The following is a 25,093-nucleotide window of genomic DNA, read 5'->3' as shown; positions in this document are numbered from 1 at the left end:
CCATGGCCCGTTACACCGGACCTATGACCAAGAAGTCGCGCCGTCTCGGGGTCGACCTCGTCGGTGGCGACAAGGCGTTCGAGCGTCGTCCGTACCCGCCGGGTATGCACGGCCGCGGCCGCCCGAAGGAGAGCGAGTACCTGCTCCAGCTGCGCGAGAAGCAGAAGGCGCGTTACTCGTACGGCGTTCTCGAGAAGCAGTTCCGCCGGTACTACGAAGAGGCCTCGCGGCGCTCCGGCAAGACCGGTGACAACCTGCTGCAGATCCTCGAGTCCCGCCTGGACAACGTGGTCTACCGCTCCGGCCTGGCCCGGACCCGCCGGCAGGCCCGTCAGCTCGTCGTCCACGGTCACTTCACCGTGAACGGCGTCAAGGTGAACATCCCGTCGTACCGGGTGGCCGCTCACGACATCATCGATGTCAAGCAGAAGTCGGCCGAGACGACGCCGTTCATCGTCGCCCGGGAGACGCACAGCGAGCGCGTCGTTCCGGCGTGGCTCGAGGTGATGCCCGAAAGGCTGCGGATCCTCGTCCACCAGCTGCCGACCCGGCAGCAGATCGACACCCAGGTCGCCGAGCACCTGATCGTCGAGCTCTACTCGAAGAACTGATCCTGCTCCGGCCGGTGGCCCTCGTGGCCACCGGCCGGAAACGGTCTCTTCTTCACCTTCGCGGCCTCAAATAGTGGTCGTCGCGGAACCAGAAAGAAGAACACACAGTGCTGATCGCACAACGCCCCACCCTGACCGAAGAGGTCGTCGACGAGTACCGCTCGCGGTTCGTGATCGAGCCGTTGGAGCCTGGCTTCGGTTACACCCTCGGTAACTCGATCCGCCGGACCCTGCTGTCCTCCATCCCGGGGGCCGCCGTCACCAGCATCAAGATCGACGGTGTCCTGCACGAGTTCTCGACCGTTGCCGGGGTGAAGGAAGACGCCACCCAGCTGATCCTGAACCTGAAGGACCTGGTCGTCTCCTCCGAGCACGACGAGCCGGTCACCATGTACCTGCGCAAGCAGGGCCCCGGTGACGTCACCGCCGCCGACATCGCGCCGCCGGCCGGTGTCGAGGTGCACAACCCGGACCTGAAGATCGCCACCCTGAACGAGAAGGGCCGGCTCGAGATGGAGCTGGTCGTCGAGCGCGGTCGCGGTTACGTGTCCGCCGTACAGAACAAGTCCGCCGACGCCGAGATCGGCCGGATGCCGGTCGACTCGATCTACTCGCCGGTCCTCAAGGTCACCTACAAGGTCGAGGCCACCCGCGTCGAGCAGCGCACCGACTTCGACCGCCTGGTCGTCGACGTCGAGACCAAGCCGTCGATGCTGCCCCGCGACGCCGTCGCGTCGGCCGGTAAGACCCTGGTCGAGTTGTTCGGCCTGGCCCGCGAGCTGAACGTCGAGGCCGAGGGCATCGACATCGGCCCGTCGCCGGTGGACGAGCAGATGGCCGCCGACCTGGCCCTGCCGGTCGAGGACCTGCAGCTGACCGTCCGGTCGTACAACTGCCTCAAGCGCGAGGGCATCCACACCGTGGGTGAGCTGATCTCGCGCAGCGAGCAGGACCTGCTGGACATCCGGAACTTCGGCTCCAAGTCGATCGACGAGGTCAAGCTGAAGCTGGCCGAGATGGGCCTGTCGCTGAAGGACTCGCCTCCTGGCTTCGACCTGCGTGCGGCGTCCGGTGCCTACGGCAACGAGGCGGACGACGAGGACGAGAGCTTCGCCGAGACCGAGCAGTACTGAGTCAACCACCCCCGGGCCGCCCGCGGCCTGAGATTCCTGGAGTCAAGAGATGCCTACCCCAACCAAGGGTGCCCGGCTGGGCGGCAGCCCGGCGCACGAGAAGCTGATCCTCAGCAACCTCGCGACGTCGCTGTTCGAGCACGGCGCCATCACCACCACCGCGGCCAAGGCCAAGCGCCTGCAGCCGCTGGCGGAGCAGATGATCACCAAGGCGAAGCGTGGTGACCTGAACTCGCGCCGCCAGGTGATGAAGCGGATCAAGGACAAGAGCGTCGTGCACGTGCTCTTCACCGAGATCGGCGAGCGGTACGCCGACCGCCCGGGTGGCTACACCCGGATCACCAAGCTCGGCCCGCGCAAGGGCGACAACGCCCCGATGGTGAAGATCGAGCTGGTCGAGGCGCTGGCCGACTCGCCGAAGGCCAAGAAGGCTCCGGCCAAGAAGGCCCCGGCGAAGAAGGCCGCCGCACCCAAGGACGACGAGCCGAAGGACGAGAAGGTCCAGGACGTCGTCACCGGCAAGTACGACAACTCGGCCGCCCCGAACGCCGACGGCTCCGCGCCGGAAGGCTTCACGATCAAGGGCAACGAGGACTCGATGAAGTTCCACACCACCGAGTCCCCGTGGTACGACCAGACGGTCGCCGAGGTCTGGTTCAAGACCGAGGCCGACGCCGAAGCCGCAGGCTTCGCCAAGGCCGGCGGCTCGGACGACGACAAGTAACACCCAGCACGCAACAGCGCCCCCTCCCCGCACAGGGAGGGGGCGCTGTTTTGCGTTTCAGCGTCCGGCGGACGGTGCTTGCTTCCGGGTGGCCTGGGTGTGGGCCGTGTAAGCCCGCTCACCCGCGTCGGTCTGGGCGGCCGGGCCGGAGACGCCCGGTTCCGCGGCGCCTGCATCGTCGATCGACGGCTGCTCGACACCAGGCACGAGGACCAGTCCGTCGTCGCCCTTCGCCACGGTGAACTCCAGGTCGTCGCCGTCGCGCTGGCGGACGACGGTGGTCTGCTCGCCGGGCTGGAACGGTGCGTCCGGGATCTCCACCGAGATCCCTTCCTGGAAGTTGGCCTGCCAGCGTTCCGCGCCGGCGTTGTCGGTGCCGTAGTACGAGAAAACGCCTCGGTCGTTCGTGATCACCTTGTCGCCGGAGCGCAGCCGGAACGGCTCGGCGCCGCTGAGGTCGAGCGGCTCGGGCGGCGGCTCCAGCGCCTCGACGCGGAGCTCGCCGGACTCGTCGCGCACCAGGCCGAACGTCTCCTCCTGGCCGTCGACCTCGCGGTCGAGCTCGAACTGCCGCCCGGGCTGGATGTGGTCGAACGGGTCCGTGCCGTGGGCATTCACCCACATGAGCGCCACACCGTCGTCGGTCTCGAACCCGACCGTCCGTTGCCAGGTGTCCGGCTGATTCTCGTCCCGCCCGAATTGCCAGTAGTCCGCGTCCGGCCGGATTTCGATCACGTCACCCGGTCGCGGAACATAGGCTTCGGATTCGCCCGCCAGGGCCATAACTCGATCTCCTTTGTCCTCACGTTCCCCGTGATTTGCTGGCCGTTCTCACCGTAGTCACGTCGGGGTGCACGTCGGTCCTGCGTTAGATTGCCGTGTGCGTTGGCGGATTGATTTGAGGTACGACGGGACGGGTTTTCATGGGTGGGCCCGGCAAGAGGGTCTTCGTACTGTTCAGGGTGAGCTGGAAGAGGCCGTTCGGGTTGTACTGCGGCTGCCGGAGCCGTTGACCGTTACCTGCGCCGGCCGGACCGACACCGGGGTGCATGCCCGTGGACAGGTCACGCATGTGGACGTCGACGGCGCTGTGGACCCGCTGAGGCTGTTGAGAGGGCTGAACGGCGTCCTGCCCGAGGATGTAGCTGTCACAGCCGTCACGGCGGCTCCAGAGGGCTTTGACGCACGGTTCTCCGCACTGGCCCGTCGGTACGTGTACCGGCTGTGCGACGACCCAGCGGGCCGGGACCCGCTCAGCAGGGGACAGGTTCTCCGAGTGGGTCGCCCGATGGATGTGGACCGGATGAACGCGGCAGCGACCGGACTGCTCGGTGAGCACGACTTCGCGGCGTTCTGCAAGAAACGGGAAGGCGCCAGCACAGTCCGGGCTCTGCTGGAGTTCAGCTGGCAACGGACCGCAGTAGGGCAGCTGGAGGGCACAGTGATCGCAGATGCGTTCTGCCACTCGATGGTCCGGGCTCTGGTCGGTTCGATGATCCCGGTGGGCGACGGACGCCGTGACGTCGACTGGCCGGCCGCAGTACTGGCTGGGAAGGTGCGGGACTCGGCTGTGTCGGTCCTGCCCGCGCACGGCCTCACGTTGGAGGAAGTGCGCTACCCAGCGGATGACGAGTTGGCCGCGCGGGCGTTGCAGGCCCGTCAGGTCAGGGGAGAGGTACACCAGCGTGGCTGACCACTTCTTCTCGGCGGACCCACAGTCGGCGGACGTGCGGCGTACCGTCGAGGCGCGGATCTGGGGAAAGCCGTATGTCTTCACGACGGCGACCGGCGTGTTCTCCCGGGACCGTCTGGACATCGGTACGGCGGTGCTGCTGCGCGAGACCGAGCCGCCGAAGCAGGCCGGCACGTTCCTCGACCTGGGGTGTGGCTACGGGCCGATCGCCTGTGCGCTGGCGCTGGAGGCCCCGAAGGCGACGGTGTGGGCGGTCGACGTGAACAACCGGGCGCTCGAGCTGACCGCGCTGAATGCGGCCGCCGCAGGGGTTGCTGACCGGGTGCACCCTGCGCTACCGGACGACGTACCGGCAGAGCTGCAGTTCGACCAGATCTGGTCCAACCCGGCGATCCACATTGGCAAACCCGAGCTGCACAAGATGCTGCTGCGCTGGCTGGCTCGGCTGGCCCCTGACGGCGTGGCTTGGTTCGTCGTCGGCAAGAACCTGGGCGGGGACTCATTGCAGCGATGGATGACCGAGCAGGGTTATCCGTGCGAGCGCGTCGGCAGCGCGAAAGGCTTCCGAGTTCTTCGCGCTAATCGCGCCCGGTGATCCGCTGGCCGGATTTCCCGTTGTCAGGTTGATGCCCGCGGCGTGCCGCCGAATCCGAGCCGCTGGTCCGATCGCCGCCGGGACGCGGCTGGCCGCTGGTTGCGGCGGCGACGCTCCTCAGCAGTGCTTCGTCACTCGAGGCGCCGGCGACGGGCCGGCCGGCCTTGTCGATCGCAACAGTGAGCTGATGACTCAGTCTCTCGCCGGCGGTGGCCCGATTCCACGCGTGCAGCTTGGTCTGGCCGTTGCTGTCGGCATCTGCCGCCTTCGTGATGGTGGCCTCGATAGTCCCGGCCAAGGTCTTGGTGGCCTCCGTCCAGCGGTCGCGGTCGACTATGGTGCCGGGTTCGCCGAGGCTGAGGGCGGCCGCCGCCTCGATGCGCTCGTTCGAGGGCGTGGTGAGCAACCTGGCCGTCACCTCGTGCGGCTCGAGGCCCTGCTTTCGCGCGGCTGCCTCGGTGAGGGTCGCCACCACCTGCGCTGTCGCGGTCGCGTCCGGCGAACGGCTGTCCAGCTGAGCCTCGGAGTATCCGAGAGCGGCGAACATGCGGGTCTGCTGCCGTCCGACGAAGTCTTGGCAGAGCCGGTCCTCGAACGCCTGTCCCGCGGGGTTGTTCGACCCGGTGCCGGGGGCGACCGGGTTGCACAGCCGGGTGGCCTCGGTTGCGACGACGTCAACCGCGTCCCTGAGCTCCGGCGAGGGTGGCCTGGTCGGGTCGGCGGCTGCCAGGACGTCGACCACCCGCTCCTGGTCGAAGGTCAGCGAGCGGTCGGTCCCGGCGAGCCCGAGCGCGCCGTCGGGCAGGTCCGAGGTGTGCAGCGCGCCGTTCCAGTAGTCGGCTTTGAGCTTGAGTTGGAGCACGAGCGCTTCGCTGTCGCGCCCCTGCGCGGCGGAGGCTCGGCCGGTGCCGAGATCGGTCTGTACGACGGACATGAGGCTCGCGACCTGTTGGTAGCCAGGCTGATCGGTGTCGATCGCGTCTCGCGCCTTCGCACAGTGCCCGAGGAGCGTCGTCGCCCCTTGCCTGCCGTGGCGCTGGGCGTCCGCATCGTGTTGGCGGCTCGGCTCACCCCAGCGTTCGAAGGTTTCGCCGAGTTCCTGCGTCAGGGCTGCCTTCAGCCGGGCCACATGGTCTTCCGGCGGAGTACGCACGGAGCCGTCCGGTAGCCGCCGCTGCAGCGGGTCGTTCTCGACCAGGGCATCGGCCAGCGCCTCGAAACGCTGTGCGGGCGGAGTCTTCACGAGCACGTCCTCGAGATCGCCGGCCGGCATGCCCAGATGGTTGCCGAGCCTCTCGACGAACGCGCGCGTCGTCCCGTACAGGTACGGCTGCCGGCCGTCCACGTCGCGGATCTGCGGGAAGGCGCCGTCGATGCGCGATTCCTCGATGATCTTCGGGACGACGACGGTGTCACGGAGTCCGGAGTCCAGGGCCCGCAACCCAGGTGCCATGGCCGGGTCCGGCGGATCCACCTTGTCCAGATAGACGGTGATGAAGTCGTCCAGCGCCTGCCTGACGTCGGCGGCTTCCTGACGGGTCGGCCGGTACTGGCCCTCGATCTGCCCGTCGTACATGCGACTGCCGGACATCCCGATCCAGTTCGCGGTTTGCGCGCCCAGGACGATCGCGCCATTGGGAAGTACGGCGCTCCGGTTGTCGTACCAGTCTGTCCGTCGATACAGCTCGAACGTGTCGTACCGGCGGTTGTGCCCGAGGACTTCGGTCAGGTGGTACGCCCACGCGAGCGCCTGGCTGTCGGCACGACTGCCGATCTTCTCGTACCCGTCCGGCATGCTGCAGTCCTTCCTCCTCGGTCGAACAACCGCGCCAGACTAACGACCGAACGGTCGATGAACAGCAGGCGTCAAGCACCGATTGGGTTACGCTGCCGACCGTCAGTGCCGGGATCCAAGGTCCCGCTGCAACGAACGCGCCACCGGCGCCGTCCTGAGGGTATGGAGGCAGCCTTGGCGGCAGCGGAGGTACGGACAGGGCCGCCCGGCTTCGAGGTGTGGGTCACCGAGAAGGCGGATGCCCTGCTGCGGTTCGCCTATGTCCTCACCGGGGACTCCAGCCTGGCGGAGGACGCCGTACAGGACGCGTTGACGACGGCGTGTGCCCGGTGGGCTCGGGTGAGCCGGGCCGACGATCCTGAGGCATATGTGAAGCGGATGGTGGTGAATGCGCACATCTCCTGGTGGCGAAGGTTTCGCCGGCGAGAGGCGCCCGTACCGGAACCAGTGCGGACCGCCCGGGCCGTTGGCGACGGTACGGCGGCCCGAGCCGAGTCGGAGGCGATCTGGGCGCTGTGCGCGACGCTGCCGGACAAACAGCGTGCCGCCGTTGTACTGCGGTTCTACGAGGAGCTGTCGTACGCCGAGATTGCCCAGCTACTGCACTGCGCGGAGGCGACCGCCCGGTCGCATGTCCATCGAGCATTGGCCGCTTTGAAGACCACGCTGAGTACGGAAGGAGCCGAGGATGCCTGAGCACGACCCTGAGCAGGAGCTCGGCCCCAAGTTCACATCTGCCCTGCAGAACCAGGCCGGTGCCGAGGCTGGTTTGCAGAAGACCGGTCTGGCGCAGGAAGCGCGTCGACGGGTACGCCGCCGTCGACAGGGGTGGTCGATGGCAGCGGGTGCTGTGCTGGTGGCTGCCGCGATCGGTGGCGTGTGGAGCTTGGTCGGTGGTGAGTCGCCGGTCGCCACGGGCAGCAGCAACACCAGTGGAGACAGCAAGGCCGCGGCTCCGAACAGGTCCTTCGAGGGTGTCATGCCTTCGCCGGCGCCGGACAACATGTGCCCTCTGGAGCACCCCATCCTGAAGGCCGCTGGTCCCGACGCGCTGCAGGCCAGTGCCGGACTGGATCTGGCGACAAAGGTGACCGGCCTACGAGCGTGCCGCTACGGATTTGCCGAGGGCGGGACGGGTTTGCTCGGCCAGGAGGTGTTCAACGCCGCGGTGGCGCAGCAGGTCGTGGACGCGATCAAGGTGCTCCCGGAGCGGAACCCCGACCTGCCGGTGTTCAAGTGCGCGCCGCCGACCGCCAAGCCGTCCGAGGCGATCGTGCTCCGCTTCGACACTGCAGCCGGTGTGCGCGAGATCTGGGTCGAGTACGACGGCTGTGAATCGGCCGGCTTCTACACCGGCACGCATACCTACGGCCTGTACTCCGCGCCGCTCAAGCTGTTCATGACCGGCTCGGTCCGTCCGTCCGGCGGGACCTACCTGAACGCGCTGAAGGACTGGTAGCTCACTCGACACCACGCTCCGGCTTGCGCGTACCGATCTGCCGCACGTTGTCAGGTCGTCCGCTCGCATCGACGGTCGTACTGCCCTGCTGGCTCGGTGCGGTGTGCGACCACAGGAACTGCTGCAGCTTGGCGATCTCCTGCTGGCGGGCGTTCGGGTACGGCTGCTCGGGCAACCGCTCGTTGTAGGCCTGTTCGCGGCCCGCGACCGGCTGCTGCGCCGGCCAGCCCGCGTCGGCCCAGACCTGCTGCGTCTGCTCCTCACGGTCGAGGAACTTCTCTCGCAGCGAGTCCGGCAGCTCCGGCGGTTCGACGCCAGGGTTCTGCTCTGCCCACGAGTCGTAGTGGTCCACGATGTCGGCGAGATTTTCGATGAACTCGTCTGCGGTCCGCTCGGCCGATCTTTCGCCCCAGCCGTACTTCGACCCTGGATGGGTGAGCTCGCTGTACTCCGTCATCGTCAAGCCGCCGAGCCCGCGCCGGAGCGGCCCGGTCAGGTCCTGGCGCAGCTGGTCCCGGTGCGAGTCGGGGACCAGATCGCCCAGCTGATGGTCGAGCGCAGCATCGGCGATCGCGTTGAATCGCTGTGGGCGCTCGGTGCTCTCGATCAGGTCGCGGAGTTTTTCGGGCCCCATTCCGGCGACGCCGCCGACCGAGTACATCAGCCGGTCCGTCGCCGTTGTGTACGCCGGGAACGACGGAGACTGACCGAGCATCGAGAGCGGTTGCTCCGTGAGATCCTCGGCGATCCGGCCGCCGTACCGGTTGGTGAAGCGGTCGGCCAGCGCGTTCTCGAGCGCGAGATCCTCCAGCGACCCGACCGGGGTCGCGCCAGGCACGGTGTCGTCGCCGAACTCGGACAGCGAGAGCCGCGCCTGGAAGATGGCCATCTTGGTCGGGCCGGCGGCCGCGGACAGCTCGCTGGAGGTAGCGGTCTGCTCCGGCGTGAAGGCAGGGCGGGCCGGGTCGAGCACGTGCTCCCGGCTGATCGTCATGCTGCCGTCACGATGGTAGAGCCCGCTCACCGGACCGGGCTGCTCGTAGAGCTTGCCGTTCCAGTGCGAGGGGCGGCCGGCGTACTCCGCGGCCTTGGCGACGACCGACGCCACCCACTCGTACTTCCAACTGCCCGGGAGAATCTCCGGACCGCGCTGGAGGAGCTCGTTCATCGGCTCTCCCCAGCGATCAGTTCCACGAGCGAGCTGTTCATCAGTAGCACCGCGGCCCGGTCGCCCGGTGCGGCCGTCGGCACCAGTTCGCCGATCCGCTGCACTGTCTGCTCGAGCTCGGCAATCCGGTCCTGCCCCGAGGCAGTCGACAACATTGCTTGGGCGTACAGCCGCTGCGCCTCACGATAAGCGTCCATCCGTCCAGATCATTCCTCGTCAGGGGGTCGATAACCGGTCGCGTGGGGGTTGCCGGGGCGGTCAGACTGGGGGAATGGGTCATGTGGATGTCGCTGGTGTGGGGTACGAGTTACCGGACGGGCGGGTGTTGCTGGACGACATCACGTTCCGGGTCGGTGACGGCGCGAAGGTCGCGCTGGTCGGGGCGAACGGTTCCGGCAAGACCACGCTGACCCGGATCATCGCGGGTGACCTGAAGGCGCACAGCGGCAGTATCGCCCGGTCCGGCGGGGTCGGCGTGATGCGGCAGTTCGTCGGTTCGGTGCGGGACTCGTCGACCGTTCGCGACCTGCTGCTAGGGGTGGCGCCGGCGGCGATCCAGCAGGCCGCGGCCAAGCTGGACAAGGCCGAGCTGACGATGATGGAGGCCGACGACGAGAAGACCCAGCTCCGGTACGCGCAGGCGGTGGCCGACTGGGGTGAGGTCGGCGGGTACGACGCAGAGGTCCTGTGGGACGTGTGTACGACGTCCGCACTCGGCGTACCGTTCGAGCGCTGCCGCTGGCGTGAGGTGAAGACGCTGTCCGGCGGTGAGCAGAAGCGACTGGTGCTGGAAGCCTTGCTGCGTGGGCCGGACGAGGTCCTGATGCTGGACGAGCCGGACAACTACCTCGACGTACCAGGGAAGCGCTGGCTCGAGGAGCAGCTGCGTAGTACTGACAAGACGGTGCTCTACATCAGCCACGACCGGGAGCTGCTGGCCAACACCGCTACCCGGATCGTCACCGTCGAGCTGGGTGCCGCGGGCAACACCGCGTGGACACATGGCGGCGGGTTCGCGACGTACCACGAGGCCCGGCGGCACCGCTTCGAGCGGTTCGAGGAGCTGCGCAAGCGCTGGGACGAGGAGCACGCGAAGCTTCGGGCGCAGATGCTGATGTACAAGCAGAAGGCGGCGTACAACTCCGACATGGCGTCGCGTTACCGCGCGTCCCAGACTCGGCTGCGCAAGTTCGAGGAGGCTGGGCCGCCGCAGGCGTTGCCGCGCGAGCAGAAGGTCAGCATGCGCCTCACCGGCGGCCGCACGGGCAAGCGGGCCGTCGTGTGCACAGGACTCGAGCTGACCGGGCTGATGAAGCCTTTCGACCTAGAGATCTGGTACGGCGAACGTGTAGCCGTACTGGGGTCCAACGGGTCCGGGAAGTCACATTTCCTCCGACTACTCGCTAATGGTGGGTCGGATCCGGATGTGGAGCACCAGCCGGTTGGCGACGTACAGATCGCTCCAGTGGCGCACACCGGCAACGCCAAGCTCGGTGCGCGCGTTCGGCCCGGCTGGTTCGCGCAGACGCATGAGCACCCGGAGCTGGTCGGCCGCACCCTGCTGGAGATCCTGCACCGCGGTGACGACCACCGTGAGGGCATGGGGCGCGAACTGGCGTCACGGAAGCTGGACCGGTACGAGCTGGCACATGCGGCCGAGCAGAGCTTCGACACGTTGTCCGGTGGGCAGCAGGCGCGGTTCCAGATCCTGCTGCTCGAGCTGTCCGGTGCGACGCTGCTCCTGCTCGACGAGCCGACCGACAACCTGGACGTCGAGTCGGCGGAGGCGCTGGAGGAGGGACTCGACGCTTTCGACGGTACGGTCCTCGCAGTCACCCACGACCGCTGGTTCGCCCGCGGCTTCGACCGCTACCTCGTCTTCGGTGCTGACGGCACCGTCTACGAGCCGGACGAACCAGTCTGGGACGAGGGCCGCGTCGAACGCGCCCGCTGATCAGGTGGGGCTGGACCCACCGGAGTGTGGGTCTGGCCCCGTACTGCGCGGAGCTCGGGATTTCTAGCGTTTGGGGTATGACGAATTCAGAGCTTCACACCGACAACGCCCAGGTCCAGGAACTGTTCGAGACGGCGAAGAAATGCATCGGGATCTTCAGCGTGGTCTGCGTCATCGTGCTGTCGACGGTGATCGTGGACGCCGTCCTGCACGGCCCGGTCAGCGCGTTCATGTGGGTCCGCGCGGGGATCCTGCTCGCCGTCGCGCCGCTGCTGCACCGGCTCGCGGTCCGCGCGTCGCAGGGATCCCGGCCGAGCCTCGACCGACTGCGGACCGTCACGACAGTGCTCCCGATCGCGATCGTGGTGATTGACCTGATCCCGGGAGTGTGCCCAGGATGGTACGCCGCGCTGCAGGGCATCTCGGCCCTGTCCTTGGTCGCGGTCGCAGTCATCACCCGCCGGCGCGCCCTCAGCGGTGCGTCTCCCACGAGCGCCTGAACGGAAGGGACGACATGGGAGTGGCAAGGGGTTTCGCGCGCGCGGTCGTGCTGCTCGCCCTGGTGGCGGTCGTGCCGGTGGTGTCGATCGTTCCGCCCCTCGTGGGTCAGCTGACCGGCTCGCCGTGGTCGCTGACCAACGTGTGGACGTGGATCGGCTGGTTGCTCCTCTTCAGCGCTGCCGCGCTGGGCCTGGCCCGCCCGATCGGGACTTTGGTACGACGGCTCGCACGCCGCTGGAGCGGTCTGCGGATCGAGGACGGGTACCGGCAGCCCGGGCCTGAGCCGGTGCAGCTGGCCACCGGCTACTGGTGGAACGGCCATTCGTACGAACGCACCCGGCGGGACGCCGAGATGGATCAGCAGTGGCGGCGCCGGATCGGTGACCCGGCCCTCTGGCGGGATGTGCGGTGGATCCTGGTCGGTGCGATCACGCTCGGACCGGTGTGCGCCGTACCGCCGGCTGCGCTGGCCGGAGCCGTGGTCGCCTTCACTCGTCGGTCGCCGTTCGCCATCGTGATCGGTGTCGTCCTGCTGGCGATCGCCGCCGCGGCATCGCCGTACGCGTGGCGGCTGCTCGGTCCGCTCGCCGGACGCTGGTTGCGGCTGCCGGACGGGGCTGCCGCAGCGGAGCGGGTACGGGAGCTTGAGCTGCAGCGCGCCGACCTGACCAGGGCGCAGGCCGCCGAGATTCGCCGGATCGAGCGTGACCTGCACGACGGAGCGCAGGCCCGCCTGGTCGCTGTGGGGTTGTCGCTCGTCACGGCCGAGCACCTGATGGACGCCGACCCGGAACGCGCCAAGGCCCTGCTGCGTGAGGCACGCAAGGGCACGTCCGAGTCACTGACTGAGTTGCGCGAGCTGGTCCGCGGGGTGCATCCGCCCGTTCTGGTCGAACGCGGCCTGGTCGACGCGATCCGCGCGCTCGCCCTGGACAGCCCGCTCGACGTCTCGGTTGTCTCTGATCTCGACCAGCGGCTTGAGGCACCGATCGAGGCCGCCGTCTACTTCAGCGTCGCCGAGCTGCTGGCCAACGCGGCCAAGCACGCGGCCGTCGGTAAGGCGCAGGTCAGCTTCCACCGGTCGGATGGGACCCTTGAGGTAGTTGTCGAGGACAACGGTCCCGGTGCGGCTGTCCTCGTACCTGGTGGTGGGCTGGACGGCATCGGTCGCCGGCTGAACGCTTTCGACGGCACGCTGACCCTGGACAGTCCGCCTGGCGGGCCGACCCGAGCACGGATGGAGATCCCATGCGCATAGTCGTTGCCGAGGACCTCTACCTGCTGCGCGACGGCCTGGTCCGGTTGCTCGAGACGTTCGGCCACGAGGTGGTCGCGACGGCTGCTACCGGCCCGGAGACCCTCCGTGCCATCCTCGACCACCGGCCGGACGTTGCGATCATCGACGTACGGATGCCGCCGACCAACACCGACGAGGGACTGGTCGCCGCACTGGAGGCGCGCCGCGAAGTGCCGGGGCTCCCGGTGCTGATCCTGTCCCAGCACGTCGAGCAGCTGTACGCGCGCGAGCTCATCGCCGATCAGGCCGGCGGTGTCGGCTACCTGCTCAAGGACAGCGTGTTCGAGGCGGACCAGTTCCTTGACGCCCTGGAACGCGTCGCCGCGGGCGGCACCGCCCTCGACCCTGTCGTGGTCACCAAGCTGCTCGCGCGGCCGACCTCCGCACCGCACCTCGCCCGGCTGACCGAGCGGGAACGGTCCGTCCTCGCCCTGATGGCCGAAGGCCTGTCCAACGCCGCTATCGCGAAGCGCCTGTTCCTCAGCGAGGGTGCGATCAGCAAGTACACCACCAGCACGTTCGACAAGCTCGGCATCCATTCGGACGACTCGGCCAACCGCCGCGTCCTCGCCGTACTCACGTACCTCAAGGACTGACGCACCAGCCGTCGCGGTAGGCGGCCCAGTTGGCCGGGGTGGCGGCGAAGTCGACGTACAAGGCCAGACCGAAGTTCTGGCGGGTTGAGGTGCCCAGACCGAGGCGGGCGCCGCGGACTGCTGCGCTGACTGTCTCTGCGTTGCCCCAGTGGGCCGGATTGTTCTCCCAGTACGCCGGGAGGCCCATGAGGAGGTCCGTCGTCGGGGGAGTGACCTCAAGGGCCAGCTTGGTCTGCTTCGCGACGTACCCGCCGTACAGGGACTCCAGCGGCATGGCTGTGTCGTACGACATGACGGCGATCTGGTTGACCCTGCGGGCGACCTGAGCGAAGTAGTCCTGCGACCACCACTTCTCGATCGGGACCAGGTGCAGGTACCACAGCGGGTCGATCTGGGCCGCTGCGACCGACAGCGTCGTACCCAGTGCGCGGGTCTCGTCCAGCACGTCCAGGTAGCCCTGCGAACCGGACCGCACCGGCTCGAAGTCGTAGTGGATGCCCTGAAAACCCTGCTCCAGAACGGCTTTCGCCGAGGCGACCACGCGCTGCCGGACTCCTGGATCATCGAGATTCATTCCGGGGTTCTTGCCCGGTTGTACGACGTCGCCGAGCCAGGCCTGCACGCGGAAGTCGGGTGCCGCGGCGTGGATCGCGTCGACGAACCACTTGGCCTTCGGCGAAACCTTTGCCAACGGCAACGATCCGTCGTGTTCGAGTGGGCCGGTGTGCACGTACAGATCGCGGATGCCGGTGCCCTTCAGCTGCTGGGCCAGTGCGGCGACATCGGTCGTGGTCTTACGGCCGTCGACCCAGGCATGGCCGAGCCAGAGCGCGTCTTGGTTCCGAGTACGGGCTGATGGCTCACCGGCGTACTGCAGGCGAAGTGAGACCGCGTAGCTGGCGAGTGGCGCTACGACGAGCAGTACGACGGCGAGCGTGACAGCTGTGAGGACCCGGCGGGCGCGGGACCAGGATCGCCAACGGCGTCTCACGAATGCTTGAGGCCGTCGTACAGGATGCCGAGCATCCGATCGCGTACGTCGGGCTCGAGACCGGCGGCCGTGGCGCCGCGGGATGCGCCGATCAGCAGCGCGTAGACCTCGGCGAACTGCGCGTCGGCCCGGACCGCGCCGGCCTTCTGAGCCGCGGTGAGCAGGTCGTCGAACGCGGCCCGCATCCCGTGACCGACCGCCCGCACTTCCTCGCCTGCGGTCGCCCCGGACGCGGTCAGCGCCTCGGCGATCGCCAGCTTCGACGCGGACTCGGCCACCACCTGCGTGAAGAACTCGAAGAACGCCTTCCCCGGGTCGTCGCTGCCGGCCAGCTCCAGCGCCCGGTCCCGCAGCCGCTCCAGCCGCAGCGTCAGTACCGCCTCGAGCAGCTCGATCTTGGTCGGGAAGTGCCGGAACACGGTGGCGATTCCGACCCCCGCCAGCCGGGCCACGTCGTCGGTCGACGCCCCCGGCGCCCGGCCGAACACGTCGTCCGCCGCGGTCATGATCCTGGCCCGGTTGTCGCGCGCGTCTGCTCGCACCCCAGCTCCCCTCCGTCGCCTCTCAGCCTAGGAGACGCGGCGAACCGGCAAAGGGTTGTAAACGAAGTCGTTACTCCATATATTCGAAGTCATCACTCCGTTTAATTCCCGTGAGGAACTAGATGACTCCCGAAGAGGTTTTCCTGAAGCTGGTCCACGGTGTCGCCGACCGTGACTTCGCGATCCTGCCGGAGCTGTACGCCGAGCAGACCGACGTACGCCATCCGATGAGCCCGTACGGCGACCACCCGCTGCTGTCTCGCGCCGCGCTCGCGGAGCACTTCGGCGTGAACGGTCCGCGGGTCACCGAGGTGGTCCAGTTCCAGCCGGACAACATCCGGGTGCACGAGACGGCCGATCCTGAGGTGGTTGTCGCCGAGTTCGAGTACGCCGGAACGGTGCTGGCGACCGGGGATCCGTTCCGGGTGCCGGCCGTGTTCGTACTGCGCGTCCGCGACGGCCTGATCGTCGAGTCCCGCGACTACATCGACCACCTGGCAATGATCCGAGCCCGCGGCCAGGTCGAAGAACTCATCACCCACCTACGGGAACCAGCCCCCGCCCCGACCGCGTCCTAGTCCCCAGAACCCCCAGACGGCCCCGGACCGAGGCACCAAGCCCGCCCGGGGCCATCTCCAAATCAGTCGGTGAAGGCGTACTCCTCGGCGAGGGTCGCGGTGCGGATCACCTGGCCGGTATGGCGGATGACCTCAGGGTCGGCGGCGAGGGCGGCTACTCCGCGGCCCACGAACAGTGGGGACTCGGAGCTGGTGAGGTCGAAATGGTCGGCCGCGCGGAGGACCGACTCGGTTCGTACCAGGCCGGGGTAGAGCGACACGGCGGTCACGCCGTGGTCGTGGAGCTCCTGGGCCATGCACGCGATCATGTGGTCGGTCGCCGCCTTCGCAGCGCCGTACGCGACCCCCGTGTCGGTCTTCTCGGCACCGTCCGACGACACATTGACGATCAGCCCTGACCCTGCGGCCACCATCACCGGCGCTGCCGCCACGGTCGTCACGTAGTGCGCCCGTACGCCGGCCTGAAACGCAGCGTCCCAGCGCTCGAGCGGCTGCGTCCAGAAACCAGCCTCCTCCCAGAACGGTGTGCCGTCCCAGAAGTACTCGTAACCACCCCACACGTTGTTGACCAGTACGTCGATCCGCCCGGCGTCCTCCACCACCTGCCGAACGGCCCGCCTCGTCTGCTCGTCGTCGCGGTGGTCACACGCGATCGCCACCCCGCGCCCGCCCTGCTCGGTAACCTCCGCAGCCGTCTCCTGAACCGTCCCCGGCAACGGCGTGGTCGCCGCCCCACCAGCCTCCGACCGCCCTGTCACGTAGACAGTCGCCCCCTGCTCCCCGAGTCCGAGCGCAATCCCCTTCCCCACCCCACGACTAGCGCCGGTAACAACCGCAACCTTCCCCACCAATGTCCCCATCCGCGGAACGTAACAGCCCCCACAGACAGAAACCGCCGAAACGACAGCCGCCTTCGGCCGAGTGCGCGGACTGTGGGTGCGGCTGGAGGTGATCGGCGCCGCGTGCCGCCCGTCGGGGGATGCTGCGGCTGATGCTTCGGTGAGGTGGCTGTGGAACGAACAGCCGCTCGAGTGGTCGAGTCGTGTGAATGGGCGAGGGCCCCGATTGGCGAGTCGTGGATTCAGGCGAGAATCGCGGTCCGCGGCGGCCCCATATCCACGACTCGACGACAGTGGGCGTGCCCGGATGCACGGCTAGGCCCGCCAGGCCTGGCGGGCTCGCCGCAGTCGGATGCTGTGCCCGTGCGTTCGAGCTGGCGACGTGGCTCGGGTGGTCGAGTCGTGTGAATAGGCGAGGGCCTCGATTGCCGAGTCGTGGATTTAGGCGAGAATCTCGGCCCCAAATCCACGACTCGACGACAGCGGGCCGTGCTGGCGCCGATCACGTTCGCGGGATTCCGCAGTCTGCGCGCGCCGCCGAAGGCGGCCTCACAAGACAGCCGCCGCGAAACGGGTTCGTTTCGCGGCGGCTGGGTGTTGCTGGTGGGGTTAGCGGTCGCCCATGGGGACGTATTGGACGCCGCGTTGGCCGGTGTAGATCTGTTTCGGGCGGGCGATCTTTTGGTCGGAGTCGCCGAGGGACTCCTCCCACTGGGCCAGCCAGCCGGAGGTTCGCGGGATGGCGAACAGCACGGTGAACATCTCCGGCGGGAACTGCAGGGCCTCGTAGATCAGGCCGGAGTAGAAGTCGACGTTCGGGTAGAGCTTGCGGGAGACGAAGTACTCGTCCTCCAGCGCGATCTTCTCCAGTTCGACGGCGATCTTCAGCAGCGGGTTGATGCCGGTGACCTCGAAGACGTCGTCGGCGGCCTTCTTGATGATCTTCGCCCGCGGGTCGTAGTTCTTGTAGACCCGGTGGCCGAAGCCCATCAGCCGCTCTTCGCCGTTCTTCACGCCCTCGATGAACGCGGGCACGTTGTCGACCGTCCCGATCCTGCGGAGCATCTTGAGCACCGCCTCGTTGGCGCCGCCGTGCAGCGGGCCGTAGAGGGCGGCGATGCCGCCGGTGACCGCGCTGTACGGGTCGACCTGGGTCGAGCCGATCGCGCGGACCGCGTTGGTGGAGGCGTTCTGCTCGTGGTCGGCGTGCAGGATGAACAGGATCTCCAGCGCGCGCACCAGCCGGTCGTCGGCGGCGTACTTCGGCTCGCTCATCTTGAACAGCATCGACAGGAAGTTCGCCGCGTAGCTGAGCTCGTTGTCCGGGTAGACGTACGGCTTGCCCTGCGCGTGCCGGAAGGCGAACGCACCCAGCGTGGGCATCTTCGCGATCAGCCGGCGGATCTGCAGTGCCCGCGACTCCTCGTTGAAGATCTCCCGGGACTCGGGGTAGAAGGTGGACAGCGCGCCCACCGAGGCGAGCAGCATGCCCATCGGGTGTGCGTCGTACCGGAAGCCCTGCATGAAGGTCTTCAGGTTCTCGTGCACGAACGTGTGATACGTCACGTCGTGGGCCCAGGCTTCGTACTCCGACTTGTTCGGCAGGGAGCCGTTCACCAGGAGGTAGGCGACCTCGAGATAGTTCGACTGTTCGGCGAGCTGCTCGATCGGATAGCCGCGGTACTCCAGGATGCCCTTGTCGCCGTCGATGAAGGTGACGGAGGAGCGGGTCGAGGCGGTGTTGACGAAGCCGGGGTCGTAGGTGGCGAGCCCGCCGTCGCCGTCGGATGCGCTGATCTGTTTGAGGTCGGCGGCACGGATGGTGCCATCGGTGATGGCAAGGTCGAAGTCCTTGCCGGTCCGGTTGTCCCGGACGGTGAGCGACTGTTCGGTCACAATGCCCTCTTCGGAAGCTGGCGTCATCGCCTGGATGAATGAGGGTAGATCAGCCGGCGGGACGCGGGTTCGGACTGCAATCTTCACCGCTAAACTAGTGCGGTCCTCAGCTGCTTCCAAGCCGGGGTCCCCTCGGCGTGTGGGCTCACTTTGACCCACGCGTGTCTACGCCGGTATTCTGGGCTGCTGTTGTGCGTTCCAGGTCTATGCCTCTGTCGGCGGACCACTCGCCGACGTCCAGTTCTAGTCAACCTCTGAGAAACGAAGGTCAACGACCGTGCGCACGTACAGCCCGAAGCCTGCTGACGTCACCCGTGAGTGGCACGTGATCGACGCCACCGACGTCACGCTCGGTCGGCTTGCCGTCCAGATCGCCACCCTGCTGCGTGGCAAGCACAAGCCGACGTTCGCGCCGCACGTGGACGGCGGTGACTTCGTCGTCGTCGTGAACGCCTCGAAGGTGGCCCTGTCCGGCACCAAGCGGACCGACAAGCTGGCCTACCGTCACTCGGGTCACCCGGGTGGTCTGACCGCCACGCCGATCGGCGAGATCCTCGACAAGGACCCGCGGAAGGCCGTCGAGAAGGCCGTTTGGGGCATGCTGCCGAAGAACCGCCTGAGCCGGAAGCTGCTGTCCAAGCTGAAGGTGTACGCCGGTCCGGAGCACCCGCACACGGCGCAGCAGCCGAAGCCGTTCGAGATCACCCAGATCGCCCAGTAAGCGATCGACGAACCAGGTAAACGAGGATTCACAGCGTGAGCGACATCACCACCGAGACCGCAGAGCTCGACACCGAGGTCCCCATCGACACCGAGGGCCCGGTCGCCTACACCTCCGAGACGAACCCGGCTCCGGAGCAGCGCGCCGAGGCGGGGCGGGTCGCGGTGATCAACCCGGCCGGCGCCACCGGCCGCCGCAAGGAGGCCGTCGCCCGCGTCCGGATCGTCCCGGGGACCGGCAAGTGGAAGGTCAACGGGAAGGACCTCGACGTCTACTTCCCGAACAAGGTCCACCAGCAGCACGTGAACGAGCCGTTCGTCGTCGCGGGCCTCGAGGGTTCGTACGACGTGATCGCCCGGATCAACGGTGGCGGCATCACCGGCCAGGCCGGTGCGCTGCAGCTGGGTGTGGCCCGCTGCCTGAACGCGGCGGACCTCGAGGCCAACCGCCCGGGCCTGAAGAAGGCCGGCCTGCTCACCCGCGACTCGCGGATCAAGGAGCGTAAGAAGGCTGGTCTCAAGAAGGCCCGTAAGGCGCCTCAGTACAGCAAGCGCTGATCACCTGATGGGGCGTTTGTTCGGCACGGACGGAGTCCGTGGCCTGGCGAACGTGGACCTGACCGCGGAGCTGGCGCTCGACCTTTCGGTCGCGGCAGCTCACGTACTCGGCGAGGCCGGTGCCTTCGAAGGGCACCGGCCACGCGCCGTTGTGGGCCGGGATCCTCGTGCCAGTGGTGAGTTCCTGGAAGCCGCCGTGGTGGCTGGACTGGCCAGCGCCGGCGTCGATGTCGTCCGGCTCGGCGTGCTGCCGACCCCGGCCGTCGCCTACCTGACCGGCTCGACCGGCTCGGACCTCGGCGTGATGCTGTCCGCCAGCCACAACCCGATGCCGGACAACGGCATCAAGTTCCTGGCCCGCGGCGGGATCAAGCTCGACGACGTCATCGAAGACGCGATCGAGGCCCGGATGGGTGAGGAGTGGCAGCGTCCGACCGGCGCCTCCGTCGGCCGGGTGACCGACGACGGGCAGGGCTTCGAGACATACGTCTCGCATCTGGTCCGCTCCGCACCGAACCGGTTCGACGGTCTCAAGGTCGTGATCGACTGCGCCAACGGCGCCGCCTCGCAGACCGCGCCGGAGGCACTGCGCCGGCTCGGCGCCGAGGTGATCACGGTCGCCGCCGCCCCCGACGGGCTGAACATCAACCTGAACTGCGGATCCACGCACATGGACGGTCTGCAGCGTGAGGTCGTCGGTCACCGCGCCGACGTCGGTATCGCGCTCGACGGTGACGCCGACCGCTGCCTGGCTGTGGACGCGAACGGCGAGCTCGTCGACGGCGACCAGATCCTCGCGGTCCTGGCGCTGGCGATGCGGGACAGTGGCCGGTTGCTGAACGACACGGTCGTCGCGACCGTGATGAGCAACCTGGGCTTCGTCCAGGCGATGGTCCGGGAGCGGATCGCGGTCGAGCAGACCAAGGTCGGCGACCGGTATGTGCTCGAGGCGATGAAGGCCGGCGGTCACAAGCTCGGCGGTGAGCAGTCCGGGCACGTGATCCTGTCCGACCACGCCACCACCGGCGACGGCACGCTGACCGCGGTCATGCTGCTCGCCCGGCTCGCCCAGACGGGCAAGTCGCTGAGCGACCTGGCCGCCGCGATGACGCGCCTGCCGCAGGTCCTGGTCAACGTGAAGAACGTCGACAAGAGCCGGGCCGGCACCGACCCCGCGGTGCAGACCGCCGTCGCCGAAGCCACCACGCGTCTCGGTGACTCCGGCCGCGTCCTGCTCCGGCCCTCCGGCACCGAGCCGCTGGTCCGGGTCATGGTCGAGGCCGAGTCCTCCGCCACGGCCGACGAGATCGCCCACACCCTCGCCGACGTGGTCGCCACTTCACTGAAGTTGTGACGTAGCAAAGTACGCCGGAGAGATCCTCCCCGGCGTACTTTGCATTTACGGCTTGAGCTCGGCGCGGAGCGCGCTCAGGAAGTCCGTGAGGTGCTGCCCGGTAGCAGCGGACTCACGCAGTACCGCGTACTGCCGCCGATACAGCTCCACGTCCTCAGGCCGCGCCACCGTCAGATACGCGTGCATCGTCTCGACCTGCACGAAGGGCTCGCCGTCGATGACGTCCTCGTTCAAAGTGAAGCCGTGCCACGGAATCGTCTGCGCCTCGACGTCCAGCGGGACGACTCCGATGGATACGTTGCTGAGCGTGGCGACGCTCGCGATGCGGTCCAGCTGCGCAATCAGCAGCTCACGTGGACCGGGCCGCCACCGCAGCGCCGCCTCGGTCAGGATGAACTCGAACGTGTGTGTCTGATCGTAGAGAATCTGCTGGCGGTCGAGTCGGCGTTGGACTGCGGCCGCGTAGTCCTGCTCGCCGCGCAGATCTGATGCGATGAACACCAGCCGTGCGTATTCGGCAGTCTGGAGGAGACCAGGAACCAGTGTCGGTAGGAACGATCGCTGGGTTCGAGCCGTCGCCTCGCGGTGCTGAACCTGCGCCTGCATCTCGGCGAAGCTGACTTCCTGCGCAAACTCCTCCCATCCGTCGGTCTGGTTCAGCGCCGCTTCGGTAGCTGAGATCAATGGCTCCAGGCGATCGATCGCGCCGGACTGCTCCAGCCAATGTGTCAGCTCAGGAACCGACGCGAGTGCATCACCGCGCTCTATCCTGCTCACCTTGGACTGGCTCAGCCCGGTCCGCTGAGCGAGCTGGCGCCCGCTCACGCCGGCCATCGTCCGCAAGCGTCGCAACTCCGCGCCGATGTGTTGCCGCGGAGTCCGTGGAGTCTGGTCCGAAGTACGCACGCAGTTACAAATCTTCCTTCTGCTCCGCCAGGTAGGCGTTGAGGTCCACGGCATGCCGCCGAACGAGCTCGCGCTCATTCCGGCAGCGCTCCAGCACGGCGGGCTCCGTGGTGTGGTCGAAGCCTACGAAATGTCCAGCCTCGTCGTAGTGCATCAGTACGGCGTACGCGGTCGGCGAGTCGGCGTCGAACAACCAGAAGTCCTCGCCAAGTCTGGTCAGCGACTCGTCGGCCGTCCGCTCCGCGATCAGGATGCGCTCTCCGGCCGCCTGGGACTCGACGTACCCGACCAGTTCGTACCGGAGATATTCGGAGAGGGGGTGATCGACGACGTGGACCCGCTCCCATCTCTTACCCGCGACCGTGCTCACAGCGATCCGAGCCAGCCAAGGCTCGGTCCGCACGGAACGTTCGGGCCGCGGCGTGCCGTCACGGAAGGCTTTGAGTCGTGCGTCTTCCTCGGAGACCGCGTAGCCCTGAAGATTCTCCAGCCGGAAGACCTCTGTAGTGAATCGGTCGAACTGAGCGTCGAACTCCTCGAAGTTCACACCGTGGCTCCGTCTGCCATCTTCTTGGCGTACTCCAGCAGGAGCTCCCGCGGCACCAGGACGACGGTCTCGTGCGCCGGCATCTGGCTCAGCTGCGCCAAGGCGTCGGCATCAACCAACTGCGCGCCCTGCACTGCCACAAGTGTGCCTTCATCGGTGTCGAACACGTTGGGACAAGGACCGTTGTCGCAAGGTCCAGCGCGGTGAATGAGTCGCATCTCGCCTCCATCTAGTCAGAATGAGTCAGCAAATCAACGGTGACAGATGCCGCAGTTGGGGTCAACCTGCTCTGCGTGTCTGCCGCGCGAACCCTGTATCTGCAGCAGAACGCCGGCTTGACAAGGGCCTTTGTGATGATCATCCTCGATCTTGTGAGTCAAAATGAGTCATCAGATCCGGCCAATCTGCTGAGCGCGCCCCGTCGTACCTGGCCGAGCCTCAGCCCGTCGCGGTCGGAGCCATGTGACGGCAAGAATCCCGACAGGGGGATCGGCTGCGTCCTCGGGTACCACCACGGCTACCACCGCGATTCCGATGGTGCCGAGTGGCTCGACGCCGAGTAGATGCAGATGTCTGTCACCTGAGGGCCGAAGCCGGCCAGGCACGCAACCCTCTCTACTTCTTTTCTTTCTTTCCTTGTCTTTTTCTTGAAGGCGTTGAACTACCCTAAGTAGCCCACTGTCCTGTCATTCGTCTTCTCGCCGCCCTCTGCGAGGTCTCGTTGGAGCATCGCGAGTTGGAGCTGTTCCTGCATTTGGCTCGGTCGTTGAACTATGGGCGGACGAGCCTCGAGTGTCATGTGAGTGCGGCGACGTTGACGCGGACGATCCAGCGGTTGGAGACGCGGGTCGGCGCGCGGTTGCTCGACCGCGGTCCGCGGGGTGTCGTACTGACCGCGGAAGGTCGGCGATTCACGGCGTACGCCGAGAACGCGCTGGAACTGTGGGACGACTACCGGGCCGGCTCGGGCGATCAGGCCGGTCTGACTGGGGATCTGCGGATCTTCGCGACTGTGACGGCCTGCCAGGCGTTGCTCCCGGACCTGCTGGCTCCGTTGCGAGAGGCGCATCCACAGATCCGCCTGGATCTCCGGACCGGTGACGCGGCCGCGGCTCTGGCCCGGTTGGACGAAGGCGAGGTCGACGCGGCTGTCGCCGGGATCCCCAAGCGACTCCCACAATCGTTGGTCAGCCGTACGGTCGCGGTCACCGATCTCGTACTCGTGAAAGCTCCTGACAGCGATCCGGACGGTCCGTACGTCGTACCCGCTCGAGGGCTCGTCCGCGAGGCCGCCTTCCGCTGGTTTCGCAAGACCGGGCTGAAGCCGGTGATCGCCGCCGAGCCCGACGGCCACGAAGCGCTGCTCGCCCTTGTGGCGTTGGGATGTGGCACCGGAATCGTCCCGAGACTGGTCCTCGACTCATCCGCCGTCCGCGACCGCCTGATAGAGATCCCGGCCGATCTCGACCCGCTCACGATCGGCCTCTGCGCCAGACGCGCCGACCTCCGGCGCCCGCTGATCGCCGCTCTCTGGAGCCTGACCGAATCAGGTGCCCCGGGGAGCCGCGACCGTCGCGCCGGGGAGGAGCTTGGCGGCGACTAGCTGGGGTGGTAGCGGGTCGTCGCCTTCCAGTTCGCGGATGAGGGACTCGGTGCCGAGCTGGCCCAGTTCGGGGCCGGGGGTGCGCATCATCGTGAGTTCGGGGTCGGCCATGGCGGCGTTCTCCGGGACCATCAGCAGCGCCAGGACGGAGACGTCGCCGGGGATGTCGAGGCCGCCGCGTTTCAGCCCGGACACGACCCCCAGGGCGGCGTACTCGTTCAGCACCAGGATCGCGGTTGTCTCGGGATGCTCGGCCAGCAGTCGTTCGGCGGCGGCCTTGCCGGCCTGGGTGGTGTCGGAGCACGGCAGGATGACGACGGACATGCCGTACGACGCGGCGACCCGGCGATAGGCGTCCTCCGTGCGGACCCACGGGCCATAAGCGTGGAACCGCGGATCGTCCAGATCGCCCGAAATCAAGGCCAGTTCGCGATGCCCGTAGTCGTACAGGTACTTCACCGCGTCCTCGACCGTGGTGTCGAAGTCGATGTCCACGTGGGACAACCCCTCGAGCTCCGTGGTCCGGCCGATCAAGGCGAACGGCGTACCGGCCTGCTGCAGTACGTCGACCCGCGGATCGTCCAGCTGGACCTCCATCAGCACGACGCCGTCGACCAGACCCTGACCGAGCAACTCACGCAGCTCGACCCCGTCGTTGCCGACCGGCCACAGCACCAGGTGGTAGTCCTCTTTCCGGGCGGCCTCGGCCGCGCTGGTGAAGAACTCCGCGGTCGACATCCCGAACCGGTGCTCGAGCGCCGGGTAGGCCATCGCGATGATGTGGGTACGCCGGCTTGCCAGCGCGCGGGCCACCATGTTGCGGCTGTATCCGAGCTCCGCCATCGCCTGCTCGACCCTGGCCCGGGTCGCCGCGGTCACCGGCTTGGTGTTGTTCAGCAGGAAGGACACCGTCGCGATCGAAACACCGGCCCGCTGAGCCACATCCTTCATCGTGACCACCGATCCGACCCCCTCTGAACTCTTGACAGCGGTGTGACGTACGGAACATAGTCCTTCAACGCCTTAGTTAAGC

Annotated in this window: 29 protein-coding genes; 17 read left to right on the top strand and 12 right to left on the bottom strand. The window is 67.6% G+C overall.

What is annotated here, in order from left to right; all coding sequences use genetic code 11:
- Positions 1-2 precede the first annotated feature (2 nt).
- From rpsD to rplQ, 3 genes are all read left to right on the top strand, one after another.
- The gene (gene rpsD / locus EV650_RS18065) at positions 3-611 is read left to right on the top strand and encodes a 30S ribosomal protein S4 (protein ID WP_134120233.1); all 609 of its coding nucleotides are present in this window, start codon (positions 3-5) and stop codon (positions 609-611) included.
- 107 nt (positions 612-718) lie between these two features.
- Positions 719-1,744, top strand: a complete 1,026-nt coding sequence (locus EV650_RS18060; protein ID WP_130384620.1) for a DNA-directed RNA polymerase subunit alpha — start codon at positions 719-721, stop codon at positions 1,742-1,744.
- Positions 1,745-1,793: 49 nt separating this feature from the next.
- Positions 1,794-2,468, top strand: a complete 675-nt coding sequence (rplQ, locus tag EV650_RS41565; RefSeq protein WP_134120232.1) for a 50S ribosomal protein L17, sunset domain variant — start codon at positions 1,794-1,796, stop codon at positions 2,466-2,468.
- 57 nt (positions 2,469-2,525) lie between these two features.
- On the opposite strand, the gene EV650_RS18050 is transcribed toward rplQ, so the two are convergent.
- Positions 2,526-3,203: a hypothetical protein gene (locus tag EV650_RS18050; RefSeq protein WP_134120231.1), complete on the bottom strand. Its 678-nt coding sequence runs from the start codon at positions 3,201-3,203 to the stop codon at positions 2,526-2,528.
- A gap of 145 nt (positions 3,204-3,348) precedes the next feature.
- On the opposite strand from EV650_RS18050, the gene truA reads away from it, so the two are divergent.
- Both truA and EV650_RS18040 read left to right on the top strand, forming a co-directional pair.
- A complete protein-coding gene (gene truA / locus EV650_RS18045; RefSeq protein WP_134120230.1) occupies positions 3,349-4,161 on the top strand; it encodes a tRNA pseudouridine(38-40) synthase TruA in 813 nt (270 codons plus the stop codon).
- Positions 4,154-4,756 carry a class I SAM-dependent methyltransferase gene (locus tag EV650_RS18040; RefSeq protein WP_238174303.1) on the top strand — a complete coding sequence of 201 codons (603 nt, stop codon included), beginning with the start codon at positions 4,154-4,156 and terminating at the stop codon, positions 4,754-4,756. Before truA ends, EV650_RS18040 begins: the two co-directional genes overlap by 8 nt.
- On the opposite strand, the gene EV650_RS18035 is transcribed toward EV650_RS18040, so the two are convergent.
- Positions 4,740-6,551 carry a hypothetical protein gene (locus tag EV650_RS18035; RefSeq protein ID WP_134120228.1) on the bottom strand — a complete coding sequence of 604 codons (1,812 nt, stop codon included), beginning with the start codon at positions 6,549-6,551 and terminating at the stop codon, positions 4,740-4,742. The two genes, EV650_RS18040 and EV650_RS18035, sit on opposite strands and share 17 nt — an antisense overlap.
- Positions 6,552-6,725: 174 nt before the next feature.
- On the opposite strand from EV650_RS18035, the gene EV650_RS18030 reads away from it, so the two are divergent.
- Together EV650_RS18030 and EV650_RS18025 are read left to right on the top strand one after the other, a co-directional pair.
- Complete coding sequence (locus EV650_RS18030; RefSeq protein WP_238174302.1) at positions 6,726-7,247, top strand: RNA polymerase sigma factor; 522 nt, start codon at positions 6,726-6,728, stop codon at positions 7,245-7,247.
- Positions 7,240-8,010 carry a hypothetical protein gene (locus EV650_RS18025; protein ID WP_134120226.1) on the top strand — a complete coding sequence of 257 codons (771 nt, stop codon included), beginning with the start codon at positions 7,240-7,242 and terminating at the stop codon, positions 8,008-8,010. Before EV650_RS18030 ends, EV650_RS18025 begins: the two co-directional genes overlap by 8 nt.
- Position 8,011: 1 nt before the next feature.
- Here the strand turns inward: EV650_RS18025 and EV650_RS18020 are convergent, their stop codons facing one another.
- Positions 8,012-9,178 carry a hypothetical protein gene (locus tag EV650_RS18020; RefSeq protein ID WP_134120225.1) on the bottom strand — a complete coding sequence of 389 codons (1,167 nt, stop codon included), beginning with the start codon at positions 9,176-9,178 and terminating at the stop codon, positions 8,012-8,014.
- Positions 9,175-9,375: a hypothetical protein gene (locus EV650_RS18015; RefSeq protein WP_134120224.1), complete on the bottom strand. Its 201-nt coding sequence runs from the start codon at positions 9,373-9,375 to the stop codon at positions 9,175-9,177. Before EV650_RS18015 ends, EV650_RS18020 begins: the two co-directional genes overlap by 4 nt.
- Positions 9,376-9,449: 74 nt before the next feature.
- Between EV650_RS18015 and EV650_RS18010 the strand changes: the two genes are divergently transcribed.
- From EV650_RS18010 to EV650_RS17995, 4 genes are all read left to right on the top strand, one after another.
- On the top strand, positions 9,450-11,132 hold the full coding sequence (locus tag EV650_RS18010) for an ABC-F family ATP-binding cassette domain-containing protein (protein ID WP_134120223.1): 1,683 nt from the start codon (positions 9,450-9,452) through the stop codon (positions 11,130-11,132).
- Between the two features lie 77 nt (positions 11,133-11,209).
- Complete coding sequence (locus EV650_RS18005; protein ID WP_134120222.1) at positions 11,210-11,632, top strand: hypothetical protein; 423 nt, start codon at positions 11,210-11,212, stop codon at positions 11,630-11,632.
- 14 nt (positions 11,633-11,646) lie between these two features.
- Entirely contained in the window at positions 11,647-12,891 is a 1,245-nt protein-coding gene (locus EV650_RS18000; RefSeq protein ID WP_134120221.1) for a sensor histidine kinase, read from the top strand.
- Complete coding sequence (locus EV650_RS17995) at positions 12,882-13,526, top strand: response regulator transcription factor (protein WP_134120220.1); 645 nt, start codon at positions 12,882-12,884, stop codon at positions 13,524-13,526. The genes EV650_RS18000 and EV650_RS17995 overlap by 10 nt, the downstream gene beginning before the upstream one ends.
- Here EV650_RS17995 and EV650_RS17990 read toward each other — a convergent pair.
- Entirely contained in the window at positions 13,516-14,517 is a 1,002-nt protein-coding gene (locus EV650_RS17990; RefSeq protein ID WP_238174301.1) for a glycoside hydrolase family 18 protein, read from the bottom strand. The two genes, EV650_RS17995 and EV650_RS17990, sit on opposite strands and share 11 nt — an antisense overlap.
- Positions 14,514-15,059: a TetR/AcrR family transcriptional regulator gene (locus tag EV650_RS17985; protein WP_238174300.1), complete on the bottom strand. Its 546-nt coding sequence runs from the start codon at positions 15,057-15,059 to the stop codon at positions 14,514-14,516. Before EV650_RS17985 ends, EV650_RS17990 begins: the two co-directional genes overlap by 4 nt.
- A gap of 122 nt (positions 15,060-15,181) precedes the next feature.
- Between EV650_RS17985 and EV650_RS17980 the strand changes: the two genes are divergently transcribed.
- A complete protein-coding gene (locus tag EV650_RS17980) occupies positions 15,182-15,637 on the top strand; it encodes a nuclear transport factor 2 family protein (protein ID WP_134120219.1) in 456 nt (151 codons plus the stop codon).
- Between the two features lie 62 nt (positions 15,638-15,699).
- Here the strand turns inward: EV650_RS17980 and EV650_RS17975 are convergent, their stop codons facing one another.
- Positions 15,700-16,497 (bottom strand): SDR family NAD(P)-dependent oxidoreductase, encoded by a 798-nt coding sequence (locus EV650_RS17975; protein ID WP_134120218.1) that lies wholly within the window; start codon positions 16,495-16,497, stop codon positions 15,700-15,702.
- 588 nt (positions 16,498-17,085) lie between these two features.
- Complete coding sequence (locus tag EV650_RS17970) at positions 17,086-18,372, bottom strand: citrate synthase (RefSeq protein ID WP_238174299.1); 1,287 nt, start codon at positions 18,370-18,372, stop codon at positions 17,086-17,088.
- A 277-nt stretch (positions 18,373-18,649) separates the two neighbouring features.
- Here EV650_RS17970 and rplM point away from each other — a divergent pair, with 277 nt between their 5' ends.
- From rplM to glmM, 3 genes are read left to right on the top strand one after another with little or no spacing between them, the layout of a single operon-like run.
- A complete protein-coding gene (gene rplM / locus EV650_RS17965) occupies positions 18,650-19,093 on the top strand; it encodes a 50S ribosomal protein L13 (protein ID WP_134120216.1) in 444 nt (147 codons plus the stop codon).
- Positions 19,094-19,128: 35 nt separating this feature from the next.
- Positions 19,129-19,650, top strand: coding sequence for a 30S ribosomal protein S9 (gene rpsI, locus EV650_RS17960; RefSeq protein WP_134120215.1), 522 nt, complete (start codon positions 19,129-19,131; stop codon positions 19,648-19,650).
- 7 nt (positions 19,651-19,657) lie between these two features.
- Positions 19,658-21,004 (top strand): phosphoglucosamine mutase, encoded by a 1,347-nt coding sequence (gene glmM / locus EV650_RS17955; RefSeq protein ID WP_134120214.1) that lies wholly within the window; start codon positions 19,658-19,660, stop codon positions 21,002-21,004.
- A 45-nt stretch (positions 21,005-21,049) separates the two neighbouring features.
- Here glmM and EV650_RS17950 read toward each other — a convergent pair whose 3' ends face one another.
- Genes EV650_RS17950 through EV650_RS17940 form a run of 3 tightly spaced genes read right to left on the bottom strand, consistent with a single transcriptional unit; the run spans position 21,050 to position 22,624 of the window.
- The gene (locus EV650_RS17950) at positions 21,050-21,910 is read right to left on the bottom strand and encodes a helix-turn-helix domain-containing protein (protein ID WP_202874748.1); all 861 of its coding nucleotides are present in this window, start codon (positions 21,908-21,910) and stop codon (positions 21,050-21,052) included.
- Between the two features lie 4 nt (positions 21,911-21,914).
- Positions 21,915-22,457 carry a DUF6879 family protein gene (locus tag EV650_RS17945; RefSeq protein WP_134120213.1) on the bottom strand — a complete coding sequence of 181 codons (543 nt, stop codon included), beginning with the start codon at positions 22,455-22,457 and terminating at the stop codon, positions 21,915-21,917.
- Positions 22,454-22,624, bottom strand: coding sequence for a hypothetical protein (locus EV650_RS17940; RefSeq protein ID WP_202874746.1), 171 nt, complete (start codon positions 22,622-22,624; stop codon positions 22,454-22,456). The genes EV650_RS17945 and EV650_RS17940 overlap by 4 nt, the downstream gene beginning before the upstream one ends.
- 90 nt (positions 22,625-22,714) lie before the next feature.
- Between EV650_RS17940 and EV650_RS17935 the strand changes: the two genes are divergently transcribed.
- Together EV650_RS17935 and ilvY are read left to right on the top strand one after the other, a co-directional pair.
- Entirely contained in the window at positions 22,715-23,020 is a 306-nt protein-coding gene (locus EV650_RS17935; protein ID WP_134120211.1) for a hypothetical protein, read from the top strand.
- A gap of 158 nt (positions 23,021-23,178) precedes the next feature.
- Positions 23,179-24,060: an HTH-type transcriptional activator IlvY gene (ilvY, locus tag EV650_RS17930; protein ID WP_134120210.1), complete on the top strand. Its 882-nt coding sequence runs from the start codon at positions 23,179-23,181 to the stop codon at positions 24,058-24,060.
- Here the strand turns inward: ilvY and EV650_RS17925 are convergent.
- Positions 24,004-25,011 carry a LacI family DNA-binding transcriptional regulator gene (locus tag EV650_RS17925; protein WP_238174298.1) on the bottom strand — a complete coding sequence of 336 codons (1,008 nt, stop codon included), beginning with the start codon at positions 25,009-25,011 and terminating at the stop codon, positions 24,004-24,006. The two genes, ilvY and EV650_RS17925, sit on opposite strands and share 57 nt — an antisense overlap.
- Positions 25,012-25,093 lie beyond the last annotated feature (82 nt).

This window comes from Kribbella kalugense, from assembly GCF_004365875.1.
In the GTDB taxonomy this organism is placed as follows: domain Bacteria; phylum Actinomycetota; class Actinomycetes; order Propionibacteriales; family Kribbellaceae; genus Kribbella; species Kribbella kalugense.
This window is presented reverse-complemented; position numbering and strand designations above follow the sequence as displayed.